We start from the raw sequence: 11,260 nt of genomic DNA, 5'->3' as shown, positions 1-11,260 counted from the left end.
CGGGCCAAAATCTCGTCGTCGGTTTTATTTGGGCTGTTGTGAGGTCGCCGGGACAGTTCGGATAAAGACCTCAAGTCGCCGTCGTGCCGGGCAACCCACTTATCGACGGTAGGTCGGCTAACGTCAAAGCGGCGTGCCAACTGACTTTTAGTGAAGTTGCCAGAAAGCCAATCAGCTACCAGCTTGATTCTTTGATTCATGGGGGACTCTTGGTTCCAGGGCATGATCAGTTACCTCCTGATCATGCGTATTAGCCTGTAAACCATGTCCCCGGTTAGAAATGTAAACGATGTCCCCGGTTTGTACCGGGGCAAGCCCCCTCCCACCCTTTTGATTTGCGCAAGACTTCAGCGAGCGGCGCCCAACTGGCCCTTCTCGTCGGAGAACACTATTTCCACGCGACGGTTCTGCGCGCGGCCACGCTCGGAGGCGTTGGCTTCCACCGGGTACTGGTCGCCGTAGCCTTCAACCTGGATGCGCTTCTCATCGATCCCCAGGTCCACCAGCACATCGGCCACCGACTGCGCACGATCACGGGACAGTTTGAGGTTTTCCTGCTGACCACCGGTATTGTCGGCGTACCCCTCGATGCGCACCACACGCTTGGGGTTCAGTTGCAGGAACTGCACGATTTTCAACACCGTGCGGTTGGCCGAATTTTTCAACTCCGCTTCGCCGGTATCGAACAGCACGTCGCCCAGGGTCATCACCAGGCCGCGATCGGTCTGGGTGGTGGTCAGGCTGGCGATCTGTTCTTCGAGCCATTTACCCTGCTGCTGCACGCTGATCAGCTTGCTTTCGCGCAGGGCCAATTGCAGGCGCTGGCGTTCCAGTTCGAGCTTGGCGGCACGCTCTTCGTTAAGTGTCTGCTCGGTGTGTTCGCGGGCGATGGCACTGTAGCGCTGGCTCAGGTAGGCGTAATGCACCACGTCGGCACCGCTGCCCCAGTAGCTGGACAAACGGTCGGCCCGCGCCAGGGATTCGCCGGCGCGGATCACGTCCTTGGGTGCGATACGCAGCACGTTGGCGTCTTCCTTGACCTTCTGGAAGTCGCTGCCCGCCTGTTGCAAGGCCTGTTCGCCATTGGGGTGGCTGGCACAACCGCCCAGTGCCGCACTGCCCAGCAGCACCGCACAGCCCAGACCACGGATCATCGGGTTCATTGGGCTTCTCCCAGCTGCAATTGCTTGCGCAGGCGCGTGATGCGGGTGTTGAGCACGTTCAGTTGTTCCTGGCTCTTGCGGGTCAGTACCTGGGCTTCGGCCAGGCGCGCGTCCAGCTCGGCCTGTTCGGCCTGCATGCGCGCGTCCTTGTAGGATTGCTCGGCCATGTCGGCCTTGGCCTGGGCGAATTTGTCCTCGGCCAGTTTCAGTTCGGGTGATTCATCGGCGCTGGCGCCCACGGCGTTGGCTTGTTCCAGGGCTTGCTGGGTGAGGCGAATTTGTTCATTCGGCGCAGGATCGGCCGCACATCCCGCCAGAGCGACAACGGCGAGGGCCGCGAAAAAAGGTCGAAGAGTCACTGAAAATCCCTACTTTGTTGGGGTGCCGACGGGTTGTTGCAATTGCGCTTTCCAACGCTCCAGATTGCGCTGCAGCGCGGCTTCCGTCACACCAGACCCGGGCAATTCTGTCATCTTTTTGGCCAGCTGTCCGCGCAGCCACGGATCATTGCAGGCCGAGTTGTGGGAAATCGCCAGGTACAGGCCGGGCTGATCGACGGGCACGTCGCGGGCGACCAGGTCATTGCTCATCCCTAACGTCTGGGCCATGGCCATGCCGGAGTAACGCCCGGCCAGCACGTAGTCCACTTCCCCCAGCAGCAGTTTCTGGAAGGCCGGGGTCAACGTGGGCAGGCGTTGCAGGGTCAGTTGCTGGCCGGCGAAGGTTTCAAAGTCGCGGCTCAAGCGTGCTCGCTCCGACACTGCACCCTTGTGGCCATGCAGGTCGGCCGCCGTGGTATAGGCCAGCGCCGAATCCTTGCGGGTCCAGACCAGATAATCGAGCTGTACCAGCGCCGGGTGGATGTAGTCGAGGGTTTCCAGCTCGCCAAGGTTCAGCGGTGCATCGGCGAGGATGTCCATGCGCCCGCTGCGCACTTCGTCCAGGGCCAGGGAACGCTTGCCGCCGTAGAGCAGGTCGATTTTCAACCCAAGCTCCTTGGCTACCTGTTGCAAGACATCGGCGGTGGCGCCGATCAGGTGCGTCGGGTCTTGGGGATCGCGCCACAGCAGCGGCGGTGCGTCCGGGCTGCCGGTGATCACCAGGCGATCACATTTGCCGGCTGCCTGGGTCAGGCTCGGCAGCAGCGTAAGTCCCAGCAGTACGGCCCAGGGGCGCAGTTCCATGGCGGTTTCTCCGGCGTTCAAAAAAGCCCGGGCCAAAAAAAGCCCGGTCACTAGACCGGGCTCTTTATAAGTGAAGCGGCTGGATTAGACCAGCTTCTCCAACTCAGGTACGGCTTCGAACAAGTCCGCCACCAGGCCGTAATCGGCCACCTGGAAGATCGGTGCTTCTTCGTCCTTGTTGATCGCGACGATCACCTTGGAGTCTTTCATGCCGGCCAAGTGCTGGATCGCGCCGGAGATACCGACGGCGATGTACAGCTGTGGCGCAACGATCTTGCCGGTCTGGCCGACCTGCATGTCGTTGGGTACGAAGCCTGCGTCGACGGCCGCGCGGGAGGCGCCGACCGCAGCGCCGAGCTTGTCGGCCAGGGCGTACAGGTGCTTGAAGTTGTCACCGTTCTGCATGCCGCGGCCGCCGGAAACGACGATCTTGGCAGCGGTCAGCTCAGGACGGTCCGACTTGGCCAGCTCTTCGCCGACAAAGCTGGAGGTGCCAGCGTCGTGGGCCGCGGAAACAGCTTCAACGGCAGCCGAGCCACCTTCAGCGGCAACCGGGTCGAAACCGGTGGCACGCACGGTGATGACTTTGACGGCAGCGGTCGATTGCACGGTGGCAATCGCGTTACCGGCGTAGATCGGGCGCTTGAAGGTGTCGGCGCTTTCTACCGAGATGATCTCGGAGATCTGGTCAACGTCCAGCTGCGCGGCAACGCGTGGCAGGATGTTTTTGCCGTTGGAAGTGGCGGCAGCCAGGATGTGGCTGTAGCCAGCGCCCAGCTCTGCTACCAGAGGGGCGACGTTTTCCGGCAGTTGGTGAGCGTAAGCGGCATTGTCGGCCAGCAGTACTTTGCTCACGCCAGCCACTTTGGCTGCAGCCTCAGCCACTGCGCCAGCGCCTTGACCGGCGACCAGTACGTGGATGTCGCCACCGATTTTAGCGGCAGCAGCAACAGTGTTCAGGGTGGCCGGGGCCAGCACCTTGTTGTCGTGTTCAGCGATTACCAAGATAGTCATTTTTAGATTACCTTCGCTTCGTTTTTCAGTTTCTCGACCAGTTCAGCCACCGACTTGACCTTGATGCCCGCGCTGCGTGCAGCCGGCGCTTCGACTTTGACGGTCTTGTTGGTGGAGGCGGTGGAAACGCCCAAAGCATCCGGAGTCAGCACTTCGAGAGGCTTCTTCTTGGCTTTCATGATGTTTGGCAGGGACGCGTAGCGCGGCTCGTTCAAACGCAGGTCGGTGGTGACGATGGCCGGCAGTTTCAGGGAAACCGTCTGCGCGCCGCCGTCGATTTCACGGGTCACGGCAACGTTGTCGCCGCTCACTTCGACTTTGGAAGCGAAGGTGCCCTGGCCGTAACCGGTCAGTGCAGCCAGCATCTGGCCAGTCTGGTTGTTGTCGCTGTCGATCGCCTGTTTGCCGAGGATCACCAGCTGAGGCTGTTCCTTGTCGACAACGGCCTTGAGCAACTTGGCCACGGCCAGGGAGGTCAGCTCTTCAGCGGACTCGACCAGGATAGCGCGGTCGGCACCCAGTGCCAGGGCGGTACGCAACTGCTCTTGAGCAGTGGTCGGGCCGATGGAAACCACAACGATTTCAGTCGCCACGCCTTTCTCTTTCAGGCGTACGGCTTCTTCCACGGCGATTTCACAGAAAGGGTTCATCGACATCTTGACGTTAGCAAGGTCGACGCCGGAATTGTCCGCCTTGACGCGAACTTTCACGTTGTAATCGACAACGCGTTTGACAGCTACAAGAACCTTCATGGATTCCTCGTTACTCTCCGGTGAAAAGAAAGTCGCCTAGGCGAACCTGGCGGTTGATGCTCATCGGCACACAAGGGCACCTCCAAAAACGGCGGCGAATGACCTTGCTCACGGGAAGTGATGACCGTTCGTCAGTGGTGACTGGGAGGTCATTCTTTATCGCGGCGTGTAAACTGCGCGCCATCAATTAAACGCGCGTCACCTGTTTTGCCTTTGCCGTGCTTTTGGACGTGCTCTTGAAACCTACAGTCTGCCTACGGTCTGTGCAAAACCGACCGTATATTGACCGGAACGCCTATTCTGGTCAATACGGCAAAATGGCCAGTCATAAGCCGCGTTGCTTTGATTTACCTAGCCTGCGGGCAATTCAAACAAACGTTTGTATTGGACGCTGACAGTGGTCTATATATAATGCGCCACCTAGAGAGACAGGTGGGTCATCCCCTGCCGTTGCGCACGGCGATGACGGACACGACACCGAACCTCCACCCATTAGAAAAAAAGCCTGTTGAGCCTTGAGTAGGAGATAGCCTGTGGAACGCGAATACATGGAATTCGACGTGGTCATCGTCGGCGCTGGCCCGGCGGGCCTGTCTGCCGCCTGCCGACTGAAGCAGAAGGCCGCCGAAGCCGGTAAGGAAATCAGCGTCTGCGTGGTCGAGAAAGGCTCCGAAGTGGGCGCACACATCCTCTCCGGTGCCGTGTTCGAGCCCCGCGCCCTGAACGAACTGTTCCCGGACTGGAAGGAACTCGGCGCCCCGCTCAACACCCCCGTGGTGCGCGATGACATCTATGTGCTGCGCAGCGCCGACACCTCCACCAAGGTGCCTGACTTCTTCGTGCCCAAGACCATGCACAACGAAGGCAACTACATCATCTCCCTGGGCAACCTGTGCCGCTGGCTGGCCCAGCAGGCCGAGAACCTGGGCGTGGAAGTCTACCCAGGCTTCGCCGCCCAGGAAGCACTGTTCGATGAAAACGGCGTGGTGCGCGGGATCATCACCGGCGACCTGGGCGTCGACCGTGAAGGCCAGCCAAAGGAAGGCGTCTATACCCCCGGCATGGAACTGCGCGGCAAGTACACGCTGTTCGCCGAAGGCTGCCGTGGGCATATCGGCAAGCAGTTGATCCAGCGTTTCAACCTGGACAGCGACGCCGACGCCCAGCACTACGGCATCGGCCTCAAGGAAATCTGGGAAATCGACCCGGCCAAGCACCAGCCAGGCCTGGTGGTGCACACCGCCGGTTGGCCGCTGGACATCATGAGCAACGAGAACACCGGTGGCTCGTTCCTCTATCACCTGGAAAACAACCAGGTGGTGGTTGGTCTGATCGTCGACCTGTCCTACAGCAACACCTTCCTGTCGCCCTTCGATGAGTTCCAGCGCCTCAAGCACCACCCGGTGCTGGCCCAGTACCTGGAAGGCGGCAAGCGCATCAGCTACGGCGCACGCGCCCTGGCCAAGGGAGGTATCAACTCGTTGCCGAAGATGGTCTTCAAGGGCGGCGCGCTCATCGGCTGCGACCTGGGCACCATGAACGTGGCCAAGATCAAGGGCAGCCACACTGCGATGAAGTCCGGCATGCTCGCTGCCGATGCCGTGGCCGAACGCCTGCTGGCCGAATCCGAAGGCGGCGATGAGCTGACCAACTATGTCGACAGCTTCAAGGCAAGCTGGCTCTACGAAGAACTGTTCGCCAGCCGCAACTTCGGCCCGGCGATGCACAAGTTCGGCCCGATCATCGGCGCCGGCTTCAACTGGTTCGACCAGAACATCCTCGGCGGCAAGATGCCGTTCACCCTGCACGACACCAAGCCGGACTACGCCTGCCTGAAGCTGGCCAAGGACAGCAAGAAGATCGACTACCCGAAACCCGACGGCAAGTTGAGCTTCGACAAGTTGAGCTCGGTGTTCATCTCCGGTACCAACCACGAAGAAGAGCAGCCGTGCCACTTGAAGTTGAAAGACCCAAGCATCCCGATCGGCACCAACCTGCCGCTCTACGATGAACCGGCGCAGCGTTACTGCCCGGCGGGCGTGTATGAAGTGATCACCCAGGAAGACGGCGAGAAGCGCTTCCAGATCAACGCCCAGAACTGCGTGCACTGCAAGACCTGTGACATCAAGGACCCTTCGCAGAACATCACGTGGGTCACACCGGAAGGTGCGGGCGGGCCGACTTACCCGAATATGTAAGCCAAGCGAGGCTCCCGAATGGGAGCCTTTTTTATGCAGTCAAACTCGGACAACTGTGGGAGGGGGCTTGCCTGAAATGACTAGGCAGCCCGCTCTTCGCCAGGGTTGCGCTCGAAGTAGCGCTTGTACTCGCGACTGAACTGCGACGTACTCTGGTACCCCACGCTATGCGCCGCCTGCGCCACGCCCATGCCCTCCACCAGCAGCAACTGCTGAGCCTTGAGCAAGCGCAAACGCTTCAAGTACTGCACCGGCGACAGCAGCGTGCAACGCTTGAAATGCTCGTGAAACGTCGACGCACTCATATGCGCGTACCCCGCCAACGTCTCGATATTCAGCGGCTCGGCGTAATGGGCATGCAGGTGATTCAACGACGTGGCGATCCGCGAAAACTGCCCCTGCTGTTCCACCAAGGCGCGCAGCACATCGGCCTGGGGGCCGCGCAAGGCGGTGAACAATAATTCCCGCACCCGCGCCGGGCCCATGATCCGGCTTTCCAGTGGATCGTGCAGGCACTGCAGCAGCCGCTCCACGCAGCCGCGCATGGCGTCATCCAGGACCACCGAACTCATCGACTCCAGGGTTTGCGCGGTCGGCGGCGGACCGGCCTGCATGCCCATGGCCATCACCAACTCACCCAGCACCACGCGGTCGATGCCCACGGTCACCCCCAGCAGCGGCGCACCGGGCGCCATGGCGAATGTCTCGCACTCGAACGGCACCGGCATCGCCTGGATCAAGTAGTGCCCGGCGCCATACTCCAGCGTACGCGGGCCCAGGTAGGCGACCTTGCTGCCTTGGGCGACGAACATCAGGCTCGGCTCGTAGATCTGCGGACCGCGTGCCACGTCGCAACTGGCGCGCAGTACTTGCACACCCGGCAGGTGGGTCGGGGAGAAACCGTCGCGGGACGTCAGCCCCTCGATCAGGGCAACCAGCGTGGCGTTGGCATCAACATGGCGGGTCAACAGCATGGCAAAAAACTTCGCGAATAAGGGATGAGAGCATCATCGCAGGTCTGGCCGCAGATGAATCCAAACAGGGGGCACTCCCGGACGAATAGGCATGAGACTCGGAGCAATCGCCATGGCCGCATCAGGGGGTGACGCGGAAAATGGCCCGCCTCATCTGTCCCTGCTTTTGCGAGGTTTTCGCCATGTATACCGCCATCGGTTACGCCGCTCAGTCGGCCACCACTCCCCTCGCCCCCATGTCGTTTGAACGCCGCAGCCCGCGCGCCGATGACGTGGCCATCGAGATTCTCTACTGCGGCGTGTGCCATTCCGACATCCACCAGGCGCGCAACGAATGGGGCATCGCCGTGTACCCGCTGATGCCGGGCCACGAGATCGTCGGCAAGGTCACCGCCGTCGGCGCCCGCGTGACCGCGCATAAAGTCGGCGACCTCGTCGGTGTCGGCTGCATGGTCGATTCGTGCCGCCACTGCGAAGCGTGCAAATCGGACCTGGAGCAATATTGCCTCGAAGGCCCGACCATGACCTACGCCACACCGGACCGCGTCGACGGCAGCAACACCATGGGCGGTTACTCCGACAGCATCGTGGTCAGCGAGCACTTCGTGGTGAAGATCCCGGCCAAGCTCGACCTGGCCAGCGCCGCGCCGATCCTGTGCGCGGGCATCACCACCTATTCGCCGCTCAAGCACTACGGCGTCAAGGCTGGCGACAAGGTCGGGGTTCTCGGCATGGGTGGCCTGGGCCATATGGGCATCAAGTTCGCCAAGGCCATGGGCGCGGAAGTGACACTGTTCACCCGCTCGGCGAGCAAGGCTGAAGAAGGCCGCCGCCAGGGTGCCGACCATGTGATCGTGTCCACCGATGCCGAACAGATGCAAGCCGCCGCCGGCAGCTTTGACTTCCTGCTCGACACCATCCCGGTGCAGCACGACCTGAACCCCTACCTCGACGTATTACGCTTTGATGGCGTGCACATCCTGGTTGGCCTGATCGAGCCCGTGGCCCCACCGGTCAACGCCGCCAAACTGGTATTGGGGCGTAAAGTGCTGGCCGGTTCGCTGATCGGTGGCATTGCCGAAACCCAGGAAGTCCTGGATTTCTGCGCCGAGCATGGCATCACCTGCGACATCGAAATGCTCGACATCCGCCAGATCAATGAGGCCTATACCCGCATGATCGCCGGTGATGTGAAGTACCGCTTTGTCATCGACATGGCAACCTTGAAGGTCTGATCAGGCCTTCGCACCCAACTCCGCCGACAGCCGCGCTGCGACCTGTTTGATCACAGGGATCAGCTCGGCCATTTTCTCCAGCGGCATGTAGGGCACGGTACTGGCGATGCTGATGCCGGCGACGATTCGCCGGCTGGCATCGCGCACCGGTGCCGCTACGCAACGGATCGACGGTTCGTTGTCTTCCAGGTCGAACGCATACCCGCCCACCACATACTCACGCATGCGCTGCTCGAACTGCGCCCAGGACTGTTCTGGATGCTGCGGCCATTGCAGGTTTTTCCCACCCGCCGGCAGGCTGGTCTCGTACAAGCGCTGCCACTCTTGCACCGAGTCATCCAGCAGCATCGCCTTGCCCACGCCCGTGCGCGCCAACGGCATGCGATGGCCGACCCGCGAGCGCATTTCCGGACCGTTGCGGCCAGGGTTCTTGTGCAGGTAAAGCACATCGTCGTATTCGCGAATGGCCAGGTGGATGGTGTCGCCGGTCAATGCCGACAGCTCATCCAGGTACGGCACCGCCAGGGTCACCAGCGGCAGCTCTTCGCGGGCCTGAAACCCCAGCTCGATCAACTTCGGCCCCAACAGGTAGCCGACTTGCGGCACCACGCGCAGGTAACGCTCTTCCACCAGGCAACTGGCCAGGCGGTGGGTGGTGCTGCGGGTGGTGCCGATGCGCCTGGCGATCTCTTTCAGATCCCGCGCACCGGCCGCCACCGCCTGCACGACGCCCAGGCCACGCAGCAGGGTCTGGGTGCCGGTGGGGGCAGCGTCTTTGACGGGGGTGTGGGCGTTTTCCTGCATATCGGGCCTATAGGTATGAAAGCGGGGGCATTATGGCAAATACCGTCCCTCAATACAGTGGCGATCCAAAGGTGGGAGGTGTTCGGTCTAGCGCTGCTTCATGCGGTCGATGATGACCGCCAGCAACAGGATCGAACCACGAATCACGTACTGGTAGAAGGTGTCGATATTCTTCAGGTTCATCGCGTTCTCGATGATCGCCAGGATCAGCACCCCGGCAATCACATGGCGGATCATGCCGATGCCGCCGCTCAACGACACCCCGCCCAGCACGCAGGCGGAAATCACCGTCAGCTCGAACCCCTGGCCGATCATCGGCTGGCCCGAGGTCATGCGCGAGGCGAGGATCACCCCGGCCAAGGCGCCGATCAGGCCGTGCACGGCGAAGATGATGATCTTGGTGCGATCAACGTTCACCCCGGCGAGCAACGCCGCTTCCTGGTTCCCCCCGATCGCCATGGTGTTGCGCCCATAGGTGGTGTAGTTCAACAGCCAGCCAAAAAACACAAAGCACAGCACGGTGATGATGATCGGCACCGGCACGCCCAACAGTTGGCCGTTGCCGAACACAAAGAAATCCTCGTTCATCACCCCCACCGCCTTGCCGTTGGAGAAGATATAGGCCAGGCCGCGCACGATCTGCATGGTCGCCAACGTCGCGATCAACGCATTGATACGCAGCTTGGCGATGACAATGCCGTTGATCAGCCCCACCACCAGGCCCATGGCCAATGCAGCGGACACACCGAGCGCCACGCTGTCAGTGTCGCGAATCACGATCCCCGCCACCACACCGGCGCAGGCGATCACCGAGCCCACCGACAGGTCGAAGTGCCCCGACGCCAGGCAGAACAGCATGGTGCAGGCGGCAATGCCCACGGTGGAAATCGCCAGGCCCAGGCCACGCATGTTCAGCGGCGAGAGGAAGTTGTCGATAAACAGCGCGCTGAGCACAAAGATGCCCAATGCCGCCAGCAGCATCACCCAGTCATCGAGAAACTTGCGCTGGTTGAAACCCGGCCAGAAGCCCTTTGCAGTTTTTACCTGAGACATGCCTACACCCTCTTATTCTTCAAGCCCGCGAACGCGGGAGTGCCAATTGCAGCAGGCGTGCTTCATCCGCTTGATCGCGGCTCAGCTCGCCGGTCAGCGCGCCTTCGCTCATCACCAGGATGCGATCGGAGATGCCCATCACTTCCATCAGGTCGCTGGACACCACAATCACCGCAATACCGCTGGCGGCCAGGTTATGAATGATCTGGTAGATCTCCGACTTGGCGCCGATGTCGATGCCGCGGGTCGGCTCGTCCAGCAGCAGCACCTTCATCGGCATCGACAGCCAGCGGCCGAGAATGGCTTTCTGCTGGTTGCCGCCGGACAGGTACATGATCTTTTGCGCGGCGGTCGGGGTTTTAACCTTCATCGCCCTGATCTGCTGGTCGGCATTGCCCTTCTCCCAGCCATCGCGCAGCAACCAGCCGAACGAAGAGTGGGCGCCACGGGCGCTGATATTGATGTTCTCGGCGACGCTGGACAGCGGAATGATGCCTTCCTTCTTGCGGTCTTCCGGGCACAGCAGTACACCGGCGGCGATGGCATCACGCGGTGAGCGCAGTGTCAGTGCTTCACCGCAGAGCTCCAGGCTGCCGGCGCTGGCGCGCTCCAAACCGCTGAGCAAACGGAACAGCTCCGTGCGCCCTGCCCCCACCAGCCCGAACAGGCCAAGGATTTCGCCCTTGCGCACCTCAAAACTGATCGGCTCACGCAAACCCGGGCCCAACAAACCGTCGACCTTGAGCGCCACCTCGCCGTGCTCGCGCGGGCGGTAGTCGTAGATGTCCTGGATGTCGCGACCGACCATGCAGGTCACCAACTGGTCGTGGGTCAGCGCGCTCATGTCATCGAAGGTGCGCACGTAGCGGCCGTCCTTGAACAC

The 11,260-nt window shown here is 61.5% G+C and carries 12 protein-coding genes; 2 read left to right on the top strand and 10 right to left on the bottom strand.

Going from position 1 to position 11,260, the window contains the following annotated elements:
- The 6 genes from BLQ09_RS30725 to BLQ09_RS30700 all read right to left on the bottom strand — a co-directional run.
- On the bottom strand, positions 1-224 hold a 224-nt coding region (locus BLQ09_RS30725; RefSeq protein ID WP_139202151.1), incomplete at its 3' end, for a helix-turn-helix domain-containing protein.
- Positions 225-347: 123 nt separating this feature from the next.
- Positions 348-1,163, bottom strand: coding sequence for an OmpA family protein (locus BLQ09_RS30720; RefSeq protein WP_027603635.1), 816 nt, complete (start codon positions 1,161-1,163; stop codon positions 348-350).
- Entirely contained in the window at positions 1,160-1,522 is a 363-nt protein-coding gene (locus tag BLQ09_RS30715; RefSeq protein WP_027603634.1) for a DUF4398 domain-containing protein, read from the bottom strand. The genes BLQ09_RS30720 and BLQ09_RS30715 overlap by 4 nt, the downstream gene beginning before the upstream one ends.
- 9 nt (positions 1,523-1,531) lie before the next feature.
- The gene (locus BLQ09_RS30710) at positions 1,532-2,347 is read right to left on the bottom strand and encodes a substrate-binding periplasmic protein (protein ID WP_027603633.1); all 816 of its coding nucleotides are present in this window, start codon (positions 2,345-2,347) and stop codon (positions 1,532-1,534) included.
- Positions 2,348-2,431: 84 nt separating this feature from the next.
- Entirely contained in the window at positions 2,432-3,361 is a 930-nt protein-coding gene (locus BLQ09_RS30705; protein ID WP_027603632.1) for an electron transfer flavoprotein subunit alpha/FixB family protein, read from the bottom strand.
- 2 nt (positions 3,362-3,363) lie between these two features.
- Positions 3,364-4,113 carry an electron transfer flavoprotein subunit beta/FixA family protein gene (locus BLQ09_RS30700; RefSeq protein ID WP_065924817.1) on the bottom strand — a complete coding sequence of 250 codons (750 nt, stop codon included), beginning with the start codon at positions 4,111-4,113 and terminating at the stop codon, positions 3,364-3,366.
- A gap of 533 nt (positions 4,114-4,646) precedes the next feature.
- Here BLQ09_RS30700 and BLQ09_RS30695 point away from each other — a divergent pair.
- Positions 4,647-6,311: an electron transfer flavoprotein-ubiquinone oxidoreductase gene (locus BLQ09_RS30695; protein WP_027603630.1), complete on the top strand. Its 1,665-nt coding sequence runs from the start codon at positions 4,647-4,649 to the stop codon at positions 6,309-6,311.
- An 80-nt stretch (positions 6,312-6,391) separates the two neighbouring features.
- Here BLQ09_RS30695 and BLQ09_RS30690 read toward each other — a convergent pair whose 3' ends face one another.
- Entirely contained in the window at positions 6,392-7,285 is an 894-nt protein-coding gene (locus BLQ09_RS30690) for an AraC family transcriptional regulator (protein ID WP_027603629.1), read from the bottom strand.
- A gap of 182 nt (positions 7,286-7,467) precedes the next feature.
- On the opposite strand from BLQ09_RS30690, the gene BLQ09_RS30685 reads away from it, so the two are divergent.
- Positions 7,468-8,520 (top strand): NAD(P)-dependent alcohol dehydrogenase, encoded by a 1,053-nt coding sequence (locus BLQ09_RS30685; protein WP_092359806.1) that lies wholly within the window; start codon positions 7,468-7,470, stop codon positions 8,518-8,520.
- Here the strand turns inward: BLQ09_RS30685 and BLQ09_RS30680 are convergent, their stop codons facing one another.
- The 3 genes from BLQ09_RS30680 to BLQ09_RS30670 all read right to left on the bottom strand — a co-directional run.
- Complete coding sequence (locus BLQ09_RS30680) at positions 8,521-9,324, bottom strand: IclR family transcriptional regulator (protein ID WP_027603627.1); 804 nt, start codon at positions 9,322-9,324, stop codon at positions 8,521-8,523. It lies immediately after the preceding gene.
- 87 nt (positions 9,325-9,411) lie between these two features.
- Positions 9,412-10,377, bottom strand: coding sequence for an L-arabinose ABC transporter permease AraH (araH, locus tag BLQ09_RS30675; RefSeq protein ID WP_065924819.1), 966 nt, complete (start codon positions 10,375-10,377; stop codon positions 9,412-9,414).
- 19 nt (positions 10,378-10,396) lie between these two features.
- The coding region (locus tag BLQ09_RS30670; protein WP_139202150.1) for an ATP-binding cassette domain-containing protein at positions 10,397-11,260 on the bottom strand (864 nt) is incomplete at its 5' end.

It is taken from the genome of Pseudomonas sp. NFACC25, assembly GCF_900100935.1.
GTDB lineage: Bacteria > Pseudomonadota > Gammaproteobacteria > Pseudomonadales > Pseudomonadaceae > Aquipseudomonas > Aquipseudomonas marginalis.
This window is presented reverse-complemented; position numbering and strand designations above follow the sequence as displayed.

Bases quoted from the DNA above. Each gene is read 5' to 3' on its own strand.
- BLQ09_RS30720 (WP_027603635.1), bottom strand. From the start codon at position 1,163: ATGAACCCGATGATCCGTGGTCTGGGCTGTGCGGTGCTGCTGGGCAGT.
- BLQ09_RS30710 (WP_027603633.1), bottom strand. From the start codon at position 2,347: ATGGAACTGCGCCCCTGGGCCGTACTGCTGGGACTTACGCTGCTGCCG.
- BLQ09_RS30705 (WP_027603632.1), bottom strand. From the start codon at position 3,361: ATGACTATCTTGGTAATCGCTGAACACGACAACAAGGTGCTGGCCCCG.
- BLQ09_RS30700 (WP_065924817.1), bottom strand. From the start codon at position 4,113: ATGAAGGTTCTTGTAGCTGTCAAACGCGTTGTCGATTACAACGTGAAA.
- BLQ09_RS30690 (WP_027603629.1), bottom strand. From the start codon at position 7,285: ATGCTGTTGACCCGCCATGTTGATGCCAACGCCACGCTGGTTGCCCTG.
- BLQ09_RS30685 (WP_092359806.1), top strand. From the start codon at position 7,468: ATGTATACCGCCATCGGTTACGCCGCTCAGTCGGCCACCACTCCCCTC.
- BLQ09_RS30680 (WP_027603627.1), bottom strand. From the start codon at position 9,324: ATGCAGGAAAACGCCCACACCCCCGTCAAAGACGCTGCCCCCACCGGC.
- araH (WP_065924819.1), bottom strand. From the start codon at position 10,377: ATGTCTCAGGTAAAAACTGCAAAGGGCTTCTGGCCGGGTTTCAACCAG.